General features: G+C 37.3%; 16 protein-coding genes. 7 read left to right on the plus strand and 9 right to left on the minus strand.

The window, feature by feature from the left end:
• Nucleotides 1-38: 38 nt before the first annotated feature.
• Nucleotides 39-1,325: a glutamate/aspartate:proton symporter GltP gene (gltP, locus tag I2F23_RS07030; protein WP_195771851.1), complete on the minus strand. Its 1,287-nt coding sequence runs from the start codon at nucleotides 1,323-1,325 to the stop codon at nucleotides 39-41.
• A gap of 463 nt (nucleotides 1,326-1,788) precedes the next feature.
• Here gltP and I2F23_RS07035 point away from each other — a divergent pair, with 463 nt between their 5' ends.
• Nucleotides 1,789-3,159 carry a phosphohexomutase domain-containing protein gene (locus I2F23_RS07035; protein WP_195771852.1) on the plus strand — a complete coding sequence of 457 codons (1,371 nt, stop codon included), beginning with the start codon at nucleotides 1,789-1,791 and terminating at the stop codon, nucleotides 3,157-3,159.
• Between the two features lie 134 nt (nucleotides 3,160-3,293).
• Complete coding sequence (locus I2F23_RS07040; protein ID WP_195771853.1) at nucleotides 3,294-4,142, plus strand: DnaJ domain-containing protein; 849 nt, start codon at nucleotides 3,294-3,296, stop codon at nucleotides 4,140-4,142.
• 9 nt (nucleotides 4,143-4,151) lie between these two features.
• Here the strand turns inward: I2F23_RS07040 and galE are convergent, their stop codons facing one another.
• The 4 genes from galE to galU are packed head-to-tail and all read right to left on the minus strand — an operon-like array spanning nucleotide 4,152 to nucleotide 8,982.
• On the minus strand, nucleotides 4,152-5,168 hold the full coding sequence (gene galE / locus I2F23_RS07045) for a UDP-glucose 4-epimerase GalE (RefSeq protein ID WP_195771854.1): 1,017 nt from the start codon (nucleotides 5,166-5,168) through the stop codon (nucleotides 4,152-4,154).
• A complete protein-coding gene (gene pgi / locus I2F23_RS07050) occupies nucleotides 5,161-6,798 on the minus strand; it encodes a glucose-6-phosphate isomerase (RefSeq protein ID WP_228284793.1) in 1,638 nt (545 codons plus the stop codon). The genes galE and pgi overlap by 8 nt, the downstream gene beginning before the upstream one ends.
• Before the next feature lie 35 nt (nucleotides 6,799-6,833).
• Nucleotides 6,834-8,093, minus strand: a complete 1,260-nt coding sequence (locus I2F23_RS07055) for a nucleotide sugar dehydrogenase (RefSeq protein WP_195771856.1) — start codon at nucleotides 8,091-8,093, stop codon at nucleotides 6,834-6,836.
• A 13-nt stretch (nucleotides 8,094-8,106) separates the two neighbouring features.
• A complete protein-coding gene (gene galU, locus I2F23_RS07060) occupies nucleotides 8,107-8,982 on the minus strand; it encodes a UTP--glucose-1-phosphate uridylyltransferase GalU (RefSeq protein ID WP_195771857.1) in 876 nt (291 codons plus the stop codon).
• Between the two features lie 430 nt (nucleotides 8,983-9,412).
• Between galU and I2F23_RS07065 the strand changes: the two genes are divergently transcribed.
• From I2F23_RS07065 to I2F23_RS07085, 5 genes are all read left to right on the plus strand, one after another.
• Nucleotides 9,413-10,126, plus strand: a complete 714-nt coding sequence (locus tag I2F23_RS07065; protein ID WP_195771858.1) for an FKBP-type peptidyl-prolyl cis-trans isomerase — start codon at nucleotides 9,413-9,415, stop codon at nucleotides 10,124-10,126.
• Nucleotides 10,127-10,455: 329 nt separating this feature from the next.
• Nucleotides 10,456-11,349, plus strand: coding sequence for an FKBP-type peptidyl-prolyl cis-trans isomerase N-terminal domain-containing protein (locus I2F23_RS07070; protein ID WP_195771859.1), 894 nt, complete (start codon nucleotides 10,456-10,458; stop codon nucleotides 11,347-11,349).
• 100 nt (nucleotides 11,350-11,449) lie between these two features.
• Nucleotides 11,450-12,145, plus strand: coding sequence for an FKBP-type peptidyl-prolyl cis-trans isomerase (locus tag I2F23_RS07075; RefSeq protein WP_195771860.1), 696 nt, complete (start codon nucleotides 11,450-11,452; stop codon nucleotides 12,143-12,145).
• A gap of 318 nt (nucleotides 12,146-12,463) precedes the next feature.
• Nucleotides 12,464-13,990 (plus strand): catalase, encoded by a 1,527-nt coding sequence (locus I2F23_RS07080; protein WP_211140211.1) that lies wholly within the window; start codon nucleotides 12,464-12,466, stop codon nucleotides 13,988-13,990.
• A gap of 73 nt (nucleotides 13,991-14,063) precedes the next feature.
• Nucleotides 14,064-14,627: an ankyrin repeat domain-containing protein gene (locus I2F23_RS07085; protein WP_195771861.1), complete on the plus strand. Its 564-nt coding sequence runs from the start codon at nucleotides 14,064-14,066 to the stop codon at nucleotides 14,625-14,627.
• Here I2F23_RS07085 and I2F23_RS07090 read toward each other — a convergent pair.
• The 4 genes from I2F23_RS07090 to I2F23_RS07105 form a co-directional block, all read right to left on the minus strand.
• Nucleotides 14,624-15,901 (minus strand): hypothetical protein, encoded by a 1,278-nt coding sequence (locus I2F23_RS07090; protein ID WP_195771862.1) that lies wholly within the window; start codon nucleotides 15,899-15,901, stop codon nucleotides 14,624-14,626. The two genes, I2F23_RS07085 and I2F23_RS07090, sit on opposite strands and share 4 nt — an antisense overlap.
• A gap of 228 nt (nucleotides 15,902-16,129) precedes the next feature.
• Nucleotides 16,130-17,959 (minus strand): dihydroxy-acid dehydratase, encoded by a 1,830-nt coding sequence (gene ilvD / locus I2F23_RS07095; protein ID WP_195771863.1) that lies wholly within the window; start codon nucleotides 17,957-17,959, stop codon nucleotides 16,130-16,132.
• Between the two features lie 514 nt (nucleotides 17,960-18,473).
• Nucleotides 18,474-19,286, minus strand: a complete 813-nt coding sequence (gene tpgA, locus I2F23_RS07100) for a trimeric autotransporter adhesin/peptidogylcan-associated protein TpgA (RefSeq protein ID WP_195771864.1) — start codon at nucleotides 19,284-19,286, stop codon at nucleotides 18,474-18,476.
• 87 nt (nucleotides 19,287-19,373) lie between these two features.
• On the minus strand, nucleotides 19,374-24,430 hold a 5,057-nt coding region (locus I2F23_RS07105; RefSeq protein WP_195771865.1), incomplete at its 5' end, for a beta strand repeat-containing protein.

Raw genomic sequence — 24,430 nt, forward strand, 5'->3', positions numbered from 1 at the left:
AAACGGTTCATAATGAACCGTTTTTTTTAATATGAAAATTATTTAAGTGAAAGCTCATATGCTTTCGCTTTTTCCACATCAAATTGTTTTTCCCATTTACTAATAACAAGTACTGCCAAGGCATTACCAATTACGTTCAATGCAGTACGTGCCATATCTAAGATACGGTCAACACCTGCAATAAATGCAAGACCTTCTAAAGGAATACCGACAGAGCCTAACGTTGCAAGTAACACAACAAATGATACTCCTGGAACACCCGCAATACCCTTAGACGTTACCATAAGCGTTAAGACAAGGACAATCTCTTGAGTTAACGACAAATCGATACCATAAAGCTGAGCAATAAAGATTGCTGCGATACTTTGGTAAAGTGTAGAACCGTCTAAGTTAAATGAATATCCTGTTGGTACAACAAAGCTAGAAATTGCTTTTGGTGCGCCATATGCTTCCATTTTTTGCATAATACGTGGTAGAACTGTTTCAGAACTAGCCGTAGAGAACGCTAAAATTAATTCATCTTTTAAGATTTTAATAATAGTAAAGATATTTAAGTTGCAGAATTTAGCAACTAAACCTAGAACACCTAGACCAAAAATAAAGATTGCGGCATAAACTAGCCCAACAAGTTTTGCTAAAGGCACTAATGATGAGAAACCAAAACTTGCAACAGTGACAGCAATAAGTGCAAATACACCTACAGGTGCATACATCATTACAATATGAGTTACACGGAACATTGCCTCTGAAACAGACTTCATGACATCAAGTAATGGTTGCTTTGTTTCATTTGGAAGCGCAGCCAAGCCTGTACCAAAAAGTACTGAGAAAAAGATAATTGGCAGCATCTGTGCTGTTGCCATTGCATTGAAAATATTCGATGGAATCAAAGACAATAATGTCTGCATAAAACCATGTGAGCCAGATTGAATTTGCTCAGTTGTATGCTCATATTGAGAAATATCAACTTTATGTAAAAGAGACATATCTACACCAGCACCAGGCTGGAATGTATTTGCTAAGAATATTCCTAAAATAATTGCAACAGTTGTAATTACTTCGAAATAAATAATTGTTTTTAATCCAAGTGTTCCCAGTTTCTTAGAATCACCTACACCAGCAATTCCTAAAATAAGTGTAGAAATTACAATTGGAACAACAATCATTTTAATCAGACTAATAAAGATCTGACCTGCAGGTTTCAAGAAATTAGTAACTGCATAATCTCTAACTTCAGGTTGATTATGTAGAATCGCCCCTACAATAACCCCTAAAACAAGGGCGATTAAGATTTGCCACGCCAGACTAATCTTCACTTTTTTCATAGGCCAAAAACCCTACTCAGTCCCATCATGTGCAATCAATATTGACATTACAACCGCGGGAAGTGGAAAGATAAAAGCAAAAACTCATGTGTTGAGTCTTTATAATGCTCTGCTAAAAACTGAACTAATGTACTAATGGGCTATGTAAGCGTCAACATAAAATTACATATGATACCAGTTAAATAATGTATCATTTTTTATTTTCTTTAATTATCAAATGCTTACATATATCCCAATTTTCCTTATCAGTTTATATCTACTCTAATATTTTACGAAATAATAAAAAAATCAATTATACTAAAGTCTTGTTTTTCGGAAAAATTTATAATTTTATGATATGAATCAAATAACAAAAATCTATAATTCAACTGGTTTTATAAATACAATATTTCTTTTGTACTTACAATTACACAAATGCTCGTTATAATCATTTTTTCATAAACATCAAAAAATACTGAGCTCTATGACAACACTAACTTGCTTTAAAGCCTACGATATTCGTGGCAAATTAGAAACTGAACTCAATGAAGATATCTCCTATAAAGTTGGACGTGCCTATGGGCAAATTTATAAACCAAAAACGATTGTTGTAGGTTGCGACGTTCGCTTAAGTAGTCAAAGTTTGAAAGAAGCACTTATTCGTGGTCTCAATGATTCAGGTGTAAATGTACTCGATCTTGGCATGACAGGCACAGAAGAAGTATATTTCGGTGCTTTCCATTTAGATGTACAAGGTGGTATTGAAATTACAGCAAGCCACAACCCGATGGACTACAATGGTATTAAACTGGTTCGTGAAAATGCGCGACCAATTAGTGCAGACACTGGTTTAAAAGATATTCAAAAACTCGCTGAAGAAAACAATTTTGAAGAGGTTGCTCAAAAGGGTACGACAGAGTCATACAACATTTTACCTGAGTTTGTAGAACACCTTTTAACTTATATCGAACCTGAAAAAATTCGCCCATTAAAGCTTGTAGTAAATGCAGGAAATGGTGCAGCAGGTCATGTTATTGATGCTTTAGAAGAAAAATTTAAAGCCATGAATATTCCTGTTGAGTTTATTAAAATTCATCATGAAGCAGATGGTAATTTTCCAAATGGTATTCCTAACCCATTACTCGTCGAAAATCGTGCAAGTACTTCAGAAGCTGTTTTAAAACATGAAGCAGACATGGGAATTGCATGGGATGGTGACTTCGACCGTTGCTTCCTTTTTGATGAAAAAGGAGAGTTTATTGAAGGTTATTACATCGTTGGCTTACTTGCACAAGCATTTTTAATCCAAAAGCCTGGTGAAAAAATTGTGCACGATCCTCGTCTCATCTGGAATACACTAGATATTGTTGAAAAATATAATGGTATTGCTGTTCAATCTAAATCAGGTCATGCATTTATTAAACAAGTAATGCGTGAAGAAAATGCCATTTACGGCGGTGAGATGAGCGCGCATCACTATTTCCGTGATTTCTCATACTGCGACAGTGGCATGATTCCATGGTTACTTGTTACTTCACTACTTTCTGAAACGCAGCAAACACTTTCCTCTTTAGTAGAAAAAATGATTGCTAAATTCCCATGTAGTGGAGAGATTAACTTTAAAGTTAATAATACAGACACAGTAATTCAACGCATCTTTGATCATTATGCTGTTCAATCACCAACGATTGACAGAACTGATGGTGTAAGCTTGGATTTTGGCGCATGGCGTCTAAATATTCGAGCTTCGAATACAGAACCATTACTGCGACTTAATATTGAAATTAATGCAGAAGCAGCGGGTCGTTCTGTACAATCTTATGTAGATGAAGTGTCAGCAATTATTACACAATAAACAATTTGGCTAGCAATAGCTCGACTATTGCTAGCTCCTTTGTTTCACGTGGAACATAGGTAATGTATATAGAGTGAAATACGATCCTGCTCTAATCCATTTTTATATTTTTCAATCTTGATCTTACTCACACTATGCTTTGGATTATTCTTCTTATTATAGGAATATGCTTTTTAGGCCTCATTTTTCAATTTTGGCTCGTTATTTTATCAACAGTCATTGGGGGCACATTTTGGGGAACTACAGGAGGAATTATTGGCTTTCTGGTTGGGTGTTTTTTGCAAGCAACTCAAGAAAAAAAGTTTGTCCGTTCACGCCGTCGTCATGACAACTACTATACGCACTCAAACCAAGTGCCGTATAACATTACTCGATTAAAACCTATTATTGAACTTGTTAGTTATTATACAACATTTCCAGATCAGACATGGTCGACAGATAAAGTAAGTTATGTCAAAAATGCATTTCAAGCAGAATGCAAAGATGAAACTGACTTACGTTTACTTAAAAATCTACTGAAAGAACGAAGTGTAGATTTATCACAGATTCTTAGGGGTGTATTAAGTATTGCCTCTGATTATGAAACACGTATTACCATTTTTAAGATGTGTTGCCAAGGCTTAAACTATAATGATTATAATGATCGAGATATGGAAAGAATCCTTACAAATTTGGCAATGCACCTGCAACTGCATGCGTTTCACTATCAAACCATTATTAATATGTTTAAGTCTCACTATGAAGACAATTCTAACTATAGAAATGAAGAATCGAATACGACGAGCTTATCAGATGCTTACCGAATACTAGATCTATCCGAAACAAATGATCAAAGTGCCGTAATTAAGGCATATCGCAAAAAAATGATGCAATATCATCCAGACAAGCATCCCAATGCATCAGATCTTGAAAAAGAAAAACTTAATGAAAAAGTCAGCGAAATACAAAAGGCAAAAGAACGTATTCTTAAGGCTCTTTCATAAATGAATATATTATTTAAAGCCCATTGGATTTTGTCGTTGCCAGTTCCAACTGTCTTTTAACATATCTTCTAATTGAAATTGGGGTTGCCATTTAAGCTCTCTCATTGCACGTTGATTATCTGCAAAATAAGCAGGTAAATCACCTACTCGGCGTGGTGCATACTCAAAAGGTATGTCCAACCGATTTACTTTTTCAAAAGTTTCTTTAATCTCTAATACAGAGTGCCCCTGCCCTGTACCAATATTCCAAGTACGACAGCCATTTGTTTTTAGACGGTTATCTAAAGCATGCAGATGTGCAGTTGCTAGATCGACCACATGAATATAATCGCGAACACATGTGCCATCGGGAGTGTTATAGTCATTACCATATATAGATAACTTTTCTCTTTTCCCTATAGCAACCTGAGTAAGATGAGGAATTAAGTTATAGGGCTTTCCTCGTGGATCTTCACCAATTTGCCCACTTTGATGTGCACCAATCGGATTGAAATAGCGCAATAGAGCGATAGACCAACGCTGATCTGCTAATGCTAATTTTTCTAGCATCTGCTCAGTCATCAATTTTGTAAATGCATAATTATTATACGGCGTATTGGCAGGCATATTTTCACGGTATGGCGATCTATTATTTTCTCCATACACAGTCGCAGACGAACTAAATACAATATTAAATACATTGGCCTGTTCCATTGCTTTAAATAGGCTAATGCTTCCTGCAATATTATGTTCAAAATACGAAAGTGGAAATCTTTGACTCTCTCCCACTGCTTTTAAGCCTGCAAAATGAATAACAGCATCAATTGAATGATCTTTGAATATTTGTCTAAGCTTTTGATCATTACGGATATCGCACTCAATAAATATTAATGATTTTTGAGCGAGTTTTTCTACACGTTTTAGTGGTTCTAAACAACTATTCGATAAATTATCAATAACGATTACATCATGACAAGATTCTAAAAGGGCAAGACACATATGTGAACCTATGAAACCAGCCCCTCCAGTCACTAATACATTAGACACCCTTCTTACCGAGCAGTATTTCTAATAATCCTTGTGTAGACACATCGAATGCTGACAAGTCATCTTGTTCACCATTTAAAACAGGGAGCAATTGATTTGCAATTTCCTTACCTTTTTCTACGCCCCACTGATCAAATGGATTAATATTCCAAATGACAGATTGCACGAAAACTTTATGTTCATAGAGCGCAATTAACACCCCTAAAGTATATGGACTTAATTCCTGAATAAGCATTGTCGTACTGGGCTGATTCCCTTCGTATTGCTTATATTCAGGTAAATGATCTAACTCTTCTTGCGCGAGTGCTTGATTACCAAATGCCAGTAACCTAGATTGTGCTAAACAATTAGAAAGTGCCAAATTGTGCTGTACAGCCAATGCCTCTGCATTCTCTACATAAGTAAAATGTTTTGCATTATAACGTTGTACTGGTGCAATAAAGTCACAACTTACAGAGTGTGTACCTTGGTGCAGTAACTGATAAAAAGCATGTTGGGCATTTGGACCAACTTCACCCCATACAATTGGACATGTTTTCAATTCAACTTTTTTATGATTTCTCTGAATGGATTTACCATTAGATTCCATTTCAAGCTGTTGTAAATAAGATGCAAAATACTTTAAACGACCATCATATGGTAGAACTGCATGCGTCTGCATGTCTAAAAAGTTAGTATTCCATACACCAAGTAGTCCCATTAACACAGGAATATTTTCTAAAAATGGAGCACTTTGAAAGTGCTGATCCATTGAATAGGCACCAGCAAGAAATTGCTTGAACCCTTCAACTCCGACAGTGAGTGCAATTGGTAAACCAATACATGACCAGAGTGAATAACGTCCACCTACCCAATCCCAAAGTAAAAATTGTTTTTCAGGATCAATTCCCCAAGCGGTCATTTTTTCAGGCTTTGTCGATACGCCAATAAAATGGTTCTTGATTACCTTATTTGTTTGACCAAGGGCTTTTTCAAGCCACAAGCGTACTGTTTTTGCATTCGATAATGTGTCAATCGTGCCAAATGATTTTGAAGAAATAATAAAGAGCGTTGTTTCCGGGCGTAGCTGATGAAGTAGATCAGATAATTGACTACCGTCCATCGTAGAAACAAAATGAGTCTTTAATGGCACTTTCGTCTGAACCTTAAAATCAGACAATGCATGGCTTACCATTAATGGGCCAAGATCGGAACCACCTACACCAATATTCACCACATCTTGGATGACTTCACCTGTCGCACCACGATATTGTCCTTGATGAATTTTTTCAACCAGTGCATACATTCTTTCAAGTTGTTCATTCACTTGATTCGCTAAGAGCTGATGTTGACTTCCTTGCTGTGGCAACCTGAGCGCCCAATGCATTACAGCACGATTTTCAGTATAGTTAATGGCTTCAGTCGAAAAAAGCTTACCAATCCAATCATCTAATTTTTGTTGTTTAGCAAAGTTAACGAGCTCTTCAAGCACAGGAGCTGTAATGCGCTGTTTACTATAATCAAAAATAAGATCTTCAAAAGTCTGTGAAAATTCTTGGAATCTTGATGGGTGCTGATTAAAAAGATCATTTAAATGAACATTTTGTAAACTTGTAGAAAGCTTTTTCAAGTTATTGTACGGCGTATTCATTATATCTTTTGGGAACTTTGTTATATTTTGGTCGCTCATATTCGCCCAACTCCTTCATATGCAAAGCCTTGTGCTTTGACATAATTTGCATCATATACGTTACGACCATCAAGAATGAGTGGATGGCTCATCAACTGATGTAATCTCGTATAATCTAAACTTAAATACTCTTTCCATGCTGTCAGTAAACATAAAGCATCTGCATTTTCAACAGCCTCATAACGATGTTCACACAAGATCAGATCATCACGACGACCATATTTCTTTGCAATCAATGGCAATGCCTGCGGGTCATGTAGTTGAACCGTTGCACCTTGTGCCCACAATGCAGTTAACATCTCATGAATAGGTGAAAAATTTATTCGAGCTGTATTTTCTTTAAATGAAGCACCCCAAATGGCAATCACCTTGCCTTTGAGGTTACATTGATAGTAATTCCATAGCTTACGAAATAACACTTCTTTTTGTTGTTCGTTAATATTCCAAACTTGTTCTAACAACTCACTACGTGTGCCAGTTTCTGCAATGGTTTTAGTCAGTGTAATAATATCGTGTGAAAAGTTTTCACCACCAAAGCCAACACCAGGTGCTAAATAGGATGAACCAATTCTAGAGTCAGCACCAAGGCCTAATCGAACATTTGCAATATCTACACCCATTTTTTCAGCAACTTGTGCCAAGTCATTCATATAACTGATTCGAGTTGCCAACATGCCAGAAATACTCAGCTTGGTAAATTCCGCATCTTGAATAGGCATAAATAAATAGTGATGATTTGAACTATAAAAGGGTCTTAAAATTTCTTTAATTTTAGTTTTTGCAACAGCAGTTTCGACACCTACAACAATATGTTGAACTTTGGTAATACTGTTAAGTGCATTACCCTCTTGAACCATATCTGGTAAGTAACACCAATTATCTTTCGTTGCAAAAGCTTGTAATTTTTTTGTACCTTCTAGACCAAAACTTGACCCATTAATCATAAGTTTAGGATGAATAATGGGTTGTTCTTGTAAATTTTTTAATACCTGTACCGCAAACTCATACTCATGCGAATTAAATGCAAGAAAATATGCATCCACATCGTTTGGAATATCTTCACACTCAGAAACAATTAAGTTTTTATAATTAATTTGTTTTTGTATTAAATCATTAACGGTTTTATCTTGGTATTCTACTGAACAACCATATTCTTCTACAGGATACTGACACCAATAGGCTTGGTGTCCGTATTCTGCAAATAAACCCGCCATGACGCCTGCATTTAATGTTGTTCCATAAATTGCAATTCTCATGACTTTCCTTTTTTTAAATATTTAATTCTTCAATCATTTTTTTAAATTCTTGACCTAATTTAGGATGCTCTATTCCGTAGTGCAAAACAGCTTTCAAGTAGCCTAACTTACTACCACAGTCAAATGTTTCACCTTGCATTCTAAAAGCTTCAACCACATCGCTCGATTGCAAAGTTGCAATTGCATCCGTTAATTGAATTTCGTTTCCAGCACCTTTAGGTGTGGTTTCTAAAATATTCATAATTTTTGTAGGTAGAACGTAACGCCCAATCACAGACAGATTGCTCGGTGCCTTATCAATTGAAGGCTTTTCAACAATACCCTTCATAACCACACTTTCACCCATTTGAGGTGTTTGATCTACATCAACAATTCCGTACTGATCTACCAACTCTCGTGGTACGGCTTCGACCATAATCTGTGCAGCATTCGTTTGGCTAAAACGCGCCACCATCTGTGCAAGATCATTCTCTGAACTTCTCTCTTTTACCAATACATCTGGAAGTAGTACAGCAAAATCATCGCTTCCAATAACGTCTTTTGCACAAAGTACAGCATGGCCTAAACCGAGTGGTTGAGGTTGTCTTACACTAATAATAGATACATCTTCGGGTACAATTTTTGTAATTTCATTGAGCAAATCAATTTTATTCTTTTTTTCTAATGTTGTTTCTAGTTCAAAATTACGGTCGAAGTAATTTTCAATTGATGCTTTAGAGCTATGGGTCACCAAGATAATTTGTTTGATTCCAGCAGCTACTGCTTCTTTAACTACATATTCTATTGCTGGACGATCTACAACTGTAACCATTTCTTTAGGAATAGACTTACTGGCGGGTAAAAAGCGTGTTCCTAAACCTGCAACTGGAAGAATAGCTTTTTTAATCATAACAACTCTGCTTTCATTAAGAAAAAATTTATTGGTTTGATGATATATTCTAGTTAGATTAAATTGAATATAATTTTATTCAAATTTAGTTAATTCTTTTTGTCATCTTAAAGAACTAAGGCATCATATAATATATTATAATACAGATGGAATAAATCCATAAAAAATATACATAAATAAAATTTAGAATTGTTTTATTCTAAATTTTAAAGTTCTGCCATTTTAAAAATTTCTATTAAAAAATTTCAATCACATCAGATAATTAATTCTAAATATAATTTTACATAAAGTATCAAGATGTTTTTTTACATATTTATACGCTAGTGCTATTTTAGTCATTTAAATATGTTATACCTTACTGAGGTATGCTTTTATGAACAAAGGAAATTGTTCATATGAGTTCGTATTCATGTAATTTTTTGGATTTTTTATGCGTAAAATTCTACCTATTTCAGCTGCTATTTTAGTCAGCAGTCTTACACTACTTCCACTTACTGGTTGCTCTAAATCAGAGACAGCACAAAAAGATAATAAAGCCTCTGCAGCTGCGACTAAAGATCAAAAAAGCACAGATCCTTTAGAAGTTCTAAGCTATGCCCAAGGTTATCAACTCGGTGCCCAGCTTCCTGCTGAGATCAATACAAAGCAACTCGCTTTAGGTATTGAAGAAGGTAAAGCACATAAAGACTCAATTTATACTCAAGATGAAATTAAAGCTGCTTTTGAAAGCTATCAAAAAACCGTAGCTCAAAAAGCACAAGAAGCTGTGAAAAAGAATGAACAGTTTTTAGCAGACAATGCAAAAAAACCTGAGATAAAAACAGCACCATCTGGCTTACAGTATCAAATTCTGAAAGAAGGTACAGGTAAAGCCCCAACCGCTAACTCTACTGTTAAAGTGAACTACGAAGGAAAACTGGTTGACGGTACTGTATTTGACAGCACTTACAGCCGTAATGAGCCTGTTGAACTTGCATTAGGCTCAACTATTCCAGGCTGGATTGAAGGTATTCCTAAAATTAAAGAAGGTGGTAGCATTATGCTTTATGTACCTGCCAAACTAGGCTATGGCGAACATCCAGTTGGCAATATTCCTGCAAATAGTGTTTTAATCTTCAAAGTAGAGCTTTTGCAAGTGAAATAACACATAAATAAACATTTCGGGATAGAAAATATCTGTTAATTTTCTATCCCACCTCATGCTTTACCCATTAATTTACTTTACTTATCTATTGATTTTTATAACAAAAATTGATCAAAAAAAATCAAGACTAGGAATATCTTTCTTAAAGCGTTAATATAAAAAAATACTACTTATTTTTAATCTATCCCGTAGTATCTTCTAATTTCATGTATAGAGCATTAGACATCTATATGGAAAACAATACCTGCATAGCCTTATTCATTCATTGATTTCAGTGTATGTAAGCTAGGTATTACTTAATTTATTTGATTTTTTTTGGGAATATCGACATGAATAAGACTATAGTTGGCCTATTTTCAGTCACGTTAGCAACTACAGCAACATTGGCAACAGCAAATAGCAACAACAATGTTAGCGACCAAGAGGCTTACAGACTAGGTACGCAACTCGCAAATAATAAAGATGCATCTACTGCATTGCGTCAAGGTATTGAAGATGGGCAAAGAAGAGACTCTCGTAATCAGAATACCGATAACAACAGTAACAGACAAAACTCGAGCAGAACGAACAACCAAGAAGATAATCGTTCTTCTCGAAATGTAAACACGAACAGCTCAAACAATCAAAGCCACAATACACGTAATGAAAGCTATGCTAATAATAGCTCTAACCAAAATACACGTAACGAAAGCTATGGTAATAATAGCTATAACCAAAATAGCAGAGATGAAGGCTATTCGAGCAACAACCAAAATACAAGAAACTCTAATACTGGTAACAGTAACGTAGGAAATACAAACTCACGTAATAATTCGAGTAATCAAGCTGAAAACTCGCAACAACGTGGCGCAAGCAACGTAAATGATCGTACATTCTTTGCTGAAAATGGACGTCGCTTAGGTGTGGTAACGACAAACTCTGGACTACAATACCAAGTATTGAAAGCAGGTTTAGGTCGTATTCCACGTGACCAACAGAACGTGCGTATTTCTTATGAAATTAAAGATTTAAATGACAAAACGCTGGCTCGTCAAACAGATCAGTACTTAAGATTGAATCGCTTAATGCCTGCACTTGCAGAAGGTGTGCAAACAATGCGTGAAAAAGGTAAAACACGATTCTTTATTCCAACTGGTTTAACGTCAGGTATTCGTGACTTTAACTCTTCTGTTCCAGCCAATACAGCTGTAATTGTTGATGTAGATTTACAAAGTATCGAATAATTTTTGTTTGTCTCATCAAATACATTTTTAATGAAATTCACTATACAAAGGTATCTCTCCTGAGATACCTTTGTTACATTATCAATCAAAGGATAAAATAATGAAAAAAAATCTGATTTTCGCTATTTTTTCTCTCTCCTGTATCACAAATATTGCTAGTGCAACAACAATTAATACTCAAAGTGCTTTAAGTGATCAAGCAGGATATAGTCTTGGCTATTTACTAGGTAAAAATAATACTGAAGCATTACAGGGCATTAATTTAGATGCTTTTATTCAAGGCCTCACAAATGCTGCTCAGAATACTACCCCTGCCCTAAATGAAGAACAGATGGGTCAAGTACTTATGACCTATAAAAAGCAAACAGAAGCAAAAGAGTTTTTTGAGTTAAAGCAACAAGCGGAAAGTAACCAAAAATTAGGAGACAGCTTTCTTCAAAAAAATATGAAAAAATCTGGTGTGATCACCACAAAAACAGGGCTGCAATATATTACATTACAAGAAGGGACAGGTATTAGTCCTAAGTCTACCAGTACTGTTCGACTCAACTATGAGGGGCGACTCATTGATGGTACTGTATTTGACAGTTCTATTGCACGCCAGCAACCTGTCACATTACAAGTCAAGGATGTGGTTACAGGGTTAGCACAGGGTCTGCTTACTATGAAAGAAGGTGGAAAGTCTCGCTTCTTTATTCCTGCTCAACTGGGATATGGAACAATTGGTGCAGGCGACACCATACAACCGAATAGTACACTCATTTTCGATGTTGAACTCTTAAAAGTAGAAAATTAGAATTTAAGTGTTCTGTAGATAATTTGCGATAAAATGAATAATTCAATTTGTCGCAACTTTCTATTATAAAATAATATTACATACAATATATTTACAAATTCATATGAAAAATTAAAAATATAATCTGGTTCAATTGCAAAATATAATAATGCAAAACAACCATCGATCTAAATTATAATTGTGACTCTGAGTAGAGTCGTCAACAAATATAACGATCGGTTATAACTATTAATTAGATCAGTTTAATCTAATTTAAATATGAGAATAATCTGATTAAAATTAATACTCAAGCATGATATTGAGTTTTTTAGGAAAAATATGAATTTAAAACATCCTTTAGCAATCGCAATATTGATTGCTCCGACTTTTGCATCACAAATGACCATTGCAGCAGACCCACTTACTCGTGACAACGGTGCTCTCGTTGGAGATAACCAAAACTCACAAACAGCAGGTGCGAATGGTCCGACACTTCTTCAAGATGTTCAACTTATTCAAAAACTACAACGTTTTGACCGTGAGCGCATTCCTGAACGTGTTGTGCATGCTAGAGGTACAGGTGTACATGGTGTATTTACACCATCTGCAGACATCTCAGACTTAACAATTGCAAAAGTATTTAAACCAGGAACACAAACACCTGTATTTGTACGCTTTTCATCTGTAGTTCATGGAAATCATTCCCCTGAAACATTGCGTGATCCTCGTGGTTTTGCAACGAAGTTTTATACACAAGATGGAAACTGGGATTTGGTAGGTAATAACTTTCCAACTTTCTTTATTCGTGATGCGATTAAATTCCCAGATATGGTTCATGCTTTCAAACCAAACCCGCAAAATAACTTAGATGATATGGGTCGTACGTTTGATTTCTTCCAACATATTCCTGAAGCAACTCGTACCCTCACAGAACTTTTCTCAGACAATGGTACACCAGTAGGCTACCGTTTCATGGATGGTAACGGTGTACATGCATATAAACTTGTAAATGCTAAGGGTGAAGTACACTACGTTAAATTCCATTGGAAAAGCTTACAAGGCACTAAAAACTTAACACCAAAAGAAGTTCCAGTTGTTCAAGGTCAAGATTATAGTCATATGACAACTGATCTAGTGAACAGTATTAAACGTGGTGACTATCCAAAATGGGATCTTTATATTCAGGTACTTACTCCTGAAGACTTAGATAAATTTGACTTTAACCCATTGGATGCGACAAAAATTTGGCCAAATGTTCCTGAACATAAAATTGGGCAAATGGTACTGAATAAGAATGTAGATAATTTCTTCCAAGAAACTGAGCAAGTGGCTATGGCGCCTGCAAACATTGTTCCTGGTATCGAGTTCTCTGAAGATAAACTTCTTCAAGGTCGTGTATTTGCATACTCTGATACACAGATGTATCGTTTAGGTGCAAATGGTTTAAGCCTACCAATTAACCGTCCTATGGTTGCTGTAAATAATGGAAACCAAGATGGTGCAATGAACTTCGGTCATACAACATCATCTGTTAACTATGAACCAAGTGCACGTAACCCAAGACCGCAAGTTGCATCTGCTCGCTATACTGAGTCAGCGCTAAACGGGAAAACACAGCAAACTAAAATTCAAAAAGAACAGAATTTCAAACAAGCTGGTGATTTATACCGCTCATTTACCACAGCAGAACGCCGTGACTTAATTGAGAACTTTGGTGGCGCACTTTCAGGGGCTGATGAATCTGCAAAATATAAAATTGCATCATTCTTATATAAAGCCGATCCTGAATACGGTACAGGTGTTTCAAAAATTGCAAAAGTTGATGTAAACCGTGTGAAAGCAATGGCTGCTCAATTACAAGACTAATTTTTCACAAATGTGAGAATCAACATCATGTATGTGACATGCATACATGATGTCTCATCAAAGAGGGATTGTAATGAAGTTTTTATATGTATTTTTAACAGCAGCTCTATTTGCTTATTCACCGCTCAGCCTTGCAGATACGCCGGCCTCTTTTCAGACCCAAACATCTACGTCATCACCTAAAGAAATAAAATCTAAGCTCAATCAGTATTATTTTGATGCTGCACGCCAAGGCAATACTGAGATGTTGCAAGAGTTTATTCAAGCTGGGTATAACCTAAATATTCAGGATGAAAAGGGATACACTGCCCTTATTTTAGCAGCCTATCATGGTCATCCTGAGGCAGTTAATCAGTTGCTAAAAGCAGGTGCAAACGCATGTGTACAGGATAAGACAGGTAATACCGCACTTATGGGTGCTATTTTCAAAGGCGAATTGCGTATTGCAAGGACCCTTATGAAAGCTGGTTGCTCACCCGATCAAACCAATGGTTCTGGTCAGACAGCAAGTATGTATGCTGCTCTATTTCAACGTAAAGAAATTCTTGATGCACTTGTTAAACAAGGTGCAAATACTGAACTTAAAGACAAACGTGGTAATAGTGTTGATAATTTAAGTCAGGGCAACTTTAACTAACTAGATTGATAATACTTTTCTAAGACTTGACTCAAAATACTTTCAATCATCCATACCCGATATAAACTATTAAATGTATATACACGCCCCTGTACTCTCAGTACAAGCACAGGAAAGTTTGGTTGATGCTTTGCCAAACACTCAATATCATTTTGCTTTAAACGTGCTTGTACATCTTGTTCAGTATGACGATCTATGGACAGTTCTTTGCGAACAGCCTCTACATGTGGCTTGTAAGACAAGTCTTTACCATGTACCCAAGCAGCTTCTAAAATATGGTACATGGTGTCAACTTTTGCATCATCATCTACACTATAAAACAGTTTAGCCATCTCCGATGTAGCGTGCTCTGTAGGTCGACAAAACGGTGTAAATGCCACTTTGGTACGTTTAGATAATCTTACAGCGAGTGGCCAATCGAATTGATCACGTCCATGATAGCTTAATGGATAAATTCGGAGCTGAATATTATAATAGTCTGCTAACTCTTCTTTAATATAAGACAACAATAGCCAGCTAATTGGATCTTCTAAAGCAATGTATAAATCTAGCTCAGGTTGCATTGCTTGAATATCTGCAAGCTCTTCAGCATCATTAATTAAATGCTCACGCCATTCAATATGATTAATTAAGAAAATAGGATTATCCGTCAATAACTTTTGTTGCTTTAAACGGCGCGTTAAACGCAGCAAATCATCAAATGCATTATATTTTTTTCCACCAAACTCAAAATAGCTCGCTAGAATTGCGTCCTGATTAAATGTACGTTCTGGAAACTGTTGTGCTTTATGCTGAGTGCTGGCCATTACATACAAAATACGTAATTTGCCATATTGTTGTTGCCACAGCATATGAAATACATCTTCTAGTAAATATAAAAACTTCTCATCCCTTAAAGGTGTGTTTTTTAAAATAATTTCTGCTTGTTCTAAAGCACTTTGAGAAGGCAGTTCTGGTTGATCATCGTAACCAAAACCATGCTGTTTTGCTAAATTTTTAGCATCATTAAGCGTATAATTTTGCCATTCTTCGGCAGTCATATTATTCGGTGGCACAGCCACATGCTTAGAAATTACAATTTTTAGAGGCTTTAATTCATCCACTAAAATTTCGTTCAGTTTTGCCAACTGCTGTACGATAAGATAGCTATATACATCATCTAGACGCAAGTGGATTGTTAAACCCTGATCTATAGGTAATACATCCTGACGTGTTGGCTTCTTATAGAACCATTTCGAATGAATTGGATCCAACCACCGACGTAAAAAAGACATGTAATGCGCCTCTAAATATAATTTCTTCATTCAACAGTGAGGGCAACAAGTGAATCAAATGAGATTGTCACACTCAAAGTTTATTGTTGTTCGATGAATTTAAAGTTTAGCAAAAATTAAAGTTTCTGCGTGAGATATTCTATTGTAAAAGAAAATTTAAGGGTGTTTTAATTTTTATATAAAAAAACCGCTATAAATGAATTATAGCGGTTTTTAAAGAGTAATTATTTACAGCGTTCTTACTGCACCTTTTGCTGCACTTGTCGTGTGTTGTGCATAAATCTTCAGTGCTTTAGAGACTTTACGCTTTCTCTCTTCTTTTGGTTTCCAACCCTTTTCTTCTTGAATTGCACGGCGTTGTGCAAGTGTTTCATCATCCACTTTCACATTCATGCTACGGTTTGGAATATCAATTTCAATAATATCACCATCTTCGATGAGACCAATTGCCCCACCCTCTGCTGCTTCAGGTGAAATATGCCCAATAGATAGACCAGAAGAGCCACCCGAGAAACGGCCATCCGTAATTAAGGCACAATCTTTGCCCAATCCTTTTGATTTTAAATAGCTTGTAGGGTAAAGCATTTCTTGCATGCCCGGACCACCACGAGGGCCTTCATAGCGAATGACAACCACATCGCCCGCTTTAATATCATGCCCTAAAATCGCTTCCACCGCAGCATCTTGGCTTTCAAATACACGTGCTTGACCAGTAAATTTCAAAATAGAGTCATCTACGCCTGCTGTTTTTACAATACAGCCATCAAGAGCAATATTTCCAAACAATACAGCTAAACCACCATCTTGAGAAAAAGCATGTTCTGCACTACGAATAACGCCAGTTTCACGGTTACCATCTAAAGTTGGATAGTAGCGGTTTTGTGAGAATGCAACTTGCGTAGGTACACCACCTGGAGAAGAGCGATAAAACTCATAGATTTCAGGGTCTTCATGAGAAATGATATCCCACTTATTAATCGCATCTGCCAATGTTTTCTCGTGTACTGTACTTACAGATGTGTCAAGTAATTGTGCACGCTCTAACTCACCTAAAATTGCCATAATTCCACCTGCACGGTGCACATCTTCCATGTGAACATCTTGTTTTGCAGGTGCAACTTTACAAAGTACAGGAACATGACGAGACAGCTGATCGATATCAGCCATAGTGAAATCAACTTCGGCTTCATGTGCAGCCGCCAATAAGTGTAATACCGTATTGGTTGAGCCACCCATCGCGACATCTAACGTCATTGCATTTTTAAATGCTGCTTTGGTTGCAATTGAACGAGGTAATACAGATTCGTCATTTTCTTCGTAGTAGCGCTTCGCAATTTTTACAATTTGCTCACCCGCTTTTAAGAAAAGTTTTTTACGGTTGGCATGCGTAGCTACGATTGAACCATTACCTGGCAAAGACAAACCAAGTGCTTCTGTTAAACAGTTCATTGAATTTGCTGTAAACATGCCTGAACATGAACCGCATGTCGGGCATGCAGAACGTTCAAAATCTTTTACTTCTTCATCGGTATAGCTATCATCTGCTGCAACAACCATTGCATCTACAAGATCAATTGCCTTTTCATTGCCTCTAAATTTTACTTTGCCGGCCTCCATTGGGCCACCTGATACAAAAATAACAGGGATATTTAGACGCATAGATGCCATGAGCATTCCCGGCGTAATTTTATCGCAGTTTGAAATACAAACCATGGCATCTGCGCAGTGCGCGCTTACCATATACTCTACAGAGTCAGCAATTAAATCACGAGAAGGTAAAGAATACAGCATCCCATCATGACCCATTGCAATACCATCATCGACTGCAATGGTATTAAATTCTTTTGCAACACCACCAGCTGCTTGTATTTGCTCTGCAACCAATTGCCCAAGGTCTTTTAAATGTACATGACCTGGAACAAATTGCGTAAACGAATTAACAACAGCAATAATGGGCTTGCCAAAATCTTCATCTTTCATACCAGTTGCACGCCATAAACCACGTGCTCCTGCCATGTTTCTTCCATGTGTTGATGTTTTAGAACGATAATCAGGCATTAGTGTTTCCAATTTTTATGCTTGAGATGAGTTACGATCTCTGGCTAAACGTACAATTGCTGTATGAAATGAGCCAGTTCGCTTTCTCATACAAAGAGTGACAGTAAGTTAGATGTTGATTTATATAAACATGCCATCGTAACAATGAGGTAAGCATGCAACATCATAGATATGGAAAATCACGCTTATTGGAAGCAGCAATACCTATATATTAGGTTGGGTGAGCTTGCATAAGAAGCCAACAATAGTCGTTTAGACTCAAAGGCGTATTTCCAAAATCTCAATATATTCATCATCTACATTATTAATAATAAGGATCTCTTATTTATTTCCTAATTTAGATCATCATATTCTTTTTCATTCTATAGAACAGTTTTACTTTCTAAAAGGCCAAACATCATTCATTTACCCAATAAGGGATTAAACTTTAATGAATATTTTTTTATTATTGATAAATATTTTTTATAGGATATAAAAAAGCCACCTGATTCGATGGCTTTTTAAAATATATCAATTACCACTCCACAACAACGCGTCTGTTTGGAGACTCACATGATCTCTTAGCCACCGTACGCTGCTCTCCCTTACACTGCTCAAACTGACTTGTCTTATTTGCAGCAACCACATGAATAATCTCTGCAGAAATACCAGACTGAATGAGAGCTTGCTCGACTGTTTTAGCACGTGCTTGAGAAAGTTTCTGATTGTAGCTATACGAACCTTTGGTATCGGTGTAACCCGTCACTGTCACCTTCTGAGTGTCAGATTTTTTAATTTCACGAACAATGGTTTCGATAGGACTATCTGTTGAAACAATTGCTTTCTTATCTGAACGATCAAACGCAAATAATACATATGCTGTATGTGGAATCACTTCTTGTTTAACAGGAATAGGTGCAGGTACGATTACAGGATGATTATTTACACCCCAATCCATAAGCCCCTGACATTCTTCACCCTTCCAATATAAGTGCTCGCCAATATAATCCTTATCAAAATCTATACGTAATTGGCAACGCTTATATTGTTGTGTGTTAGGTACGCGAATATCTAACACATAATTCCATGTACGAACAAAAAGTAAGCCCTCACTAAACTGAGGGTTGCCCAGTAAGTGACGGTATTGATCCTTTGTTAACCCTGTAGATAAATTTGCAATTGTGCCGTATTCGTAACGTGAAACTTGTTTTAAGTAGCTATCTTTCACATCTGGAAACTGAATGTCGGAATCACTTGTTGCACTAACCTCCTCAGCTTTAGCTGACATAGACAACATCGTAAGTGTAAGTGCTGTGCTCATGAACAATGTAGATATTATTTTTTTCATTTGTTTTATACTCTTGAAATTGTGAACAGATGGTATGAGATCGCTTGTCATACGCTACAAACGATCCCAGTTTATCTAGTCTATAACTTAGTCAATCACACCTGAGATACCTACACGGAATAATGGCGAGCCATTATTACCACCTGCGACACCACCACTCATTGACCAACGACCATTGTCTGCTGTACGACGTAATGTCGCACCGATTGCACCTTGGTTATTGTAATAAGAAGCTCCTGCCGCATATGTCCATTTACCTGCAACATATGGTGCTTGCTCTAAAGCAGCGGTTGCTGCAATACCTGAAGATAGTTTGTCTTCAAGTTTATTAATACGGTTATTCGTATAGGCAAATGCTTGGTTCAAATTGTTTTCCACATTTCCAACACGGTTATCCACAGCCGTTAATGCATCACCAACATTACTGTAGCTACTGTTCGCCACTTTATAGGTCGGGCTAGAAAGCGTTCCATCTGCATTGACTGCTGCACTACCACCTAGTGCCGCTGCGATAGAAGCATTTGCAGCGTACACTTGTGAACCATTCACAGCATCTTTAGATGTCGAACCAATGCTACCATTTGAAACATTTGTGACTTTTTGATTTCCTGCATCAATTCCTGAAGCTGTTACACTTGGACCTGTTGCTGTGCCAGATGCATCTTTAAAGCTTAAACCATTGTTGTTAATCGTTGAGCTTGTTTTATCTGCACCTGTATATGTCGTTCCTGTTGCTGTAGTGGTTGCAGAGTTTCCTTTCGCATCAGATAAACTCGCTTGTGTAGATGTATAATTTGCATTATTAATCACATTGCCTGAGCTATCTTTTGTTGCAACGTTTGTTCCTGATGCCGTTGTTGTAGAACTAACCGCATTGCCAGACGCATCTTTACCACTAAGCGTATTCGATGTTGCCGTTGTCTGATTCGTATTGCCAGACGCATCCTTAACTGTATTACCTGTAGCAGTAGATTGGTTCGTATTACCTGTACTGTCTGTCACAGTATTTCCAGATGTTTTTAGAGAATCTAACTGGCTTTGTACTGAATACAGTTGGCTACCATTGACAGCATCTTTAGAAGTAGAAGTAACAGCACCATCTGCAACATTTGTAACTTTCTGGTTACCAGCATCTAATCCTGAAGCTGTAATACTTGGACCAGTTGCATTGCCATTTTTGTCTGCAAAGCTAACACCATTGCCACCTACTGTCGTGCTTGAACCATCTGCGTTTGTATATTTGGCATTGTTTGCACCATAGTTTGCGTTTGTTGTATTGCCGTTACTGTCTTTACCAGTAACCGATACACCATTCGCCGTAGTGGTCGTATTGTTGCCATTGGCATCAGACAAACTCGCCTGTGTCGCACTATAGTTCGCATTATTGACAACATTGCCATTGGCATCTTTTGCAGTCACTGTTGTACCAGCAGCAGAGGTATTTGAAGTTGTTGTACCCCCATTACTTGTATTACCAGAAACCGTATTGCCTGTTGCATTACTAATATTCGTATTACCAGAAGAATCACTTACTGTGTTTCCTTCAGTTTTTAAGGCAAGTATTTTGTCATCAACTGCTTTTAGCTGTGCAACATTCACCGCATCACTGTCTGCTGTTCCTGCAGCAACACCTGTAATTTGACGATAAACATTATTTTGTGAATCGCCAACTGCTATTGCACCTGTTGTTGATGTAGTTGCATTGATTGCAGACTGATTCGCACTTGTTGCACCTGTTGGGACATAACCATTTACACCAGCGCCTGTACGAGCAGCAGAGTTGTTGCCTAAAACGACTGACCCTGCAGTTGTTGCTTGAACGTTATTACCAACCACAAACGTATTATCTGTACTTACAGTATTGTTGTTACCTAATACATAGCTTTCATTGCCAGTAATTGTGCTCGGGTCACCAAATGCACCAGAATGATTTCCAGTCACATTGTTACCAGTACCCACGCTAATAGATTGAGTACCAGAAGCAACAGCACCATCACCAATTGCAACAGATGAAGCACCCGTCACACTTGAGTTATTACCAATAACAACGGAGTTAGTCGCTGTTCCAGCAGCAGATGTACTCTTACCTAAAGCAATTGTATTATCTGCACCTGAGTTAATCACTGCATTTACACCAATTGCTGTCGAGTTTGTACCGCCTGCACTCGAGTCATTTGTCTTACCATCTACAATGTCAGTACTACCATTGGTATGTGCATATTTCACACCTTCGGTATTCATTTTCTGAACAGTTTGACCAATAGTTAAACGATCTGTCGTTTCCTGACCACTTTTGTCATATGTAAGGAACATAGACTCTGTATTGCTGTTATTTGGAGAGCTATTTACAACTTCACTGCTCACATTAACTTTATTGCCATTACCATCCGTTACATTCGTCACATTGTTACTAATGTTGGTTGCTAAAGCATCAAGCTGGCCTTTGTTTACCGCATCTTGAGCATCTGTACCGTTGGCAACATTGGTCACTTTAGTACCTGCGGCATTAATACCAGATGTCGTAATGCTTGGACCATTATTTATGGTTAAGCCAGTTGAGTTTAATGTCGTTCCACCTAAAGCAAGACTATCGAAACTCGCATTTCTGTCTAAGCCAACCACAATATTGCCATTACTATCTGTGGTTGTTTTTAAATTGTCGGTATTGTACTGATCGTCAGCTTTTGTACCTGTTCCTTTAATCGTTAACGTTTCACCTAAGTTTTTATGCGTAACTGTGCCATTCGTATCAGCAAAATTTAGACCTTTATTCGTTAAATCTGTTGTTGCTGTATAAAGTTGGCTACCGTTCACTGCATCTTTAGATGTCGGGCTCACTGTACCGTCTGCAACATTGGTAATTTTTTCATTACCTGCATCAATACCTGATGCTGTCACACTTGGGCCTGTCTTATTGCCAGACGCGTCTGTAAAACTTAGGCCATTTTGACCAATATTCGTGCTTGTTTTATCAGATGGGTCTGCACTGCCATAGGTTGTACCAGATGCTGTTGTAGTGGTCGTATTCTTACCATCCGTAATCGTATTACTGGTAGACGTCGATGTATTGCTATTGCCATCTTTGTCTTTAGTCGTCGTACCATCAGCCGTAGTCGTCGTACTGTTGCCATCTTTACCAGCAAGTGTATTGCTTGTTGCTGTTGACGTGTTGCTATTACCATCTTTATCTTTAGTCGTCGTACCATCAGCCGTAGTCGTCGTACTGTTACCATCTTTGCCAGCAAGTGTATTGCTTGTTGCTGTTGATGTATTGCTATTGCCGTCTTTGTCTTTAGTCGTCGTACCATCAGCCGTAGTCGTCGTACTGTTACCATCTTTACCTGAAACAGTATTCCCAGTAGATGTAGATGAATTTGTATTACCATCTTTATCTGTAACAATCGTTCCAGATGCTGTTGTGCTCGAACTATTTCCAGAACTGTCCTGTGTTGAACTACCTTTAGTTGAAAGATCATCAAACTTACTGTTCATTTCTGATTGTAAGGTATTAAGCTGACCTTTATTTACAGCATCAGATGTATCTGTACCATCTGCAACATTGGTCACTTTGGTACCTGCGGCATTAATACCAGATGTCGTAATGCTTGGACCATTGTTTATAGTTAAGCCAGTTGAGTTAACTGTGGTTCCACCAGCATTTAAACTATCAAAAGTTGCATTTTTATCCAATCCAACCACAATATTGCCATTACTATCTGTGGTTGTTTTTAGATTATCAGTATTGTACTGATCATCAGCTTTTGTACCTGTACCTTTAATCGTTAACGTTTCACCTAAGTTTTTATGCGTAACTGTGCCATTCGTATCAGCAAAATTTAGACCTTTATTCGTTAAATCTGTGGTTGCTGTATAAAGTTGGCTACCGTTCACTGCATCTTTAGATGTCGGGCTCACTGTACCATCTGCAACATTGGTAATTTTTTCATTACCTGCATCAATACCTGATGCTGTCACACTTGGCCCTGTCTTATTGCCAGACGCATCTGTAAAGCTTAGGCCATTTTGACCAATATTCGTGCTTGTTTTATCAGATGGGTCTGCACTGCCATAGGTTGTACCAGATGCTGTTGTAGTGGTCGTATTCTTACCATCTGTGATCGTATTACTGGTAGACGTCGATGTATTGCTATTGCCATCTTTGTCTTTAATTGTCGTACCATCAGCCGTAGTCGTCGTACTATTGCCATCTTTACCAGCAAGTGTATTGCTTGTTGCTGTTGACGTATTGCTATTACCATCTTTGTCTGCAAGCGTATTGCTCGTTGCTGTCGATGTATTGCTATTGCCGTCTTTGTCTTTGCTTGTTGTACCATCAGCCGTAGTCGTCGTACTGTTACCATCTTTACCAGCAAGTGTATTGCTTGTTGCTGTTGACGTGTTGCTATTACCATCTTTGTCTGCAAGCGTATTGCTTGTTGCTGTCGATGTATTGCTATTACCGTCTTTGTCTTTACTTGTTGTACCATCGGCCGTAGTCGTCGTACTGTTACCATCTTTACCTGAAACAGTATTCCCAGTAGATGTAGATGAATTTGTATTACCATCTTTGTCTGTAACAGTTGTACCAGATGCAGTAGTTGTAGAACTATTTCCAGAACCGTCCTGCGTTGAACTGCCTTTGGTTGAAAGATCATTAAACTTATTATTAACTTCAGATTCTAAAGTATTTAGCTGGCCTTTGTTTACAGCGTCAGATGTATCTGTACCATCTGCAACATTGGTTACTTTAGTACCTGCAGCATTAATACCAGATGATGTAATACTTGGACCATTATTTATAGTTAGCCCACTATTATTTAAAGATGTATTACCTGCAGTAATGCTACCGTCACTACCCAAATTCACATCTTTAGCCAGTTTAACCTCAAGACCATCTGTGCCGTTTGCAACCACACCGATGTTATTGTCTGTCAGTTTCGTGCTGTCTGCACCACCTTTGATGCTTAATGTATCACCCAACTTACGTGCAACATCTGTACCGCTATCACCTGCAAAGTTTAGACCTTTGTTGGTCAGACTTGCACCCATTGCATCAACTTGGCCTTTATTTGCCGCATCCGTTGCATTGGTACCATCTTTTACATTACTGATAACCGTATTAGCAGCGTTGACTCCATCTTTAC

Origin of the sequence: Acinetobacter pollinis (assembly GCF_015627175.1) — a bacterium.
In the GTDB taxonomy this organism is placed as follows: Bacteria; Pseudomonadota; Gammaproteobacteria; order Pseudomonadales; family Moraxellaceae; genus Acinetobacter; species Acinetobacter pollinis.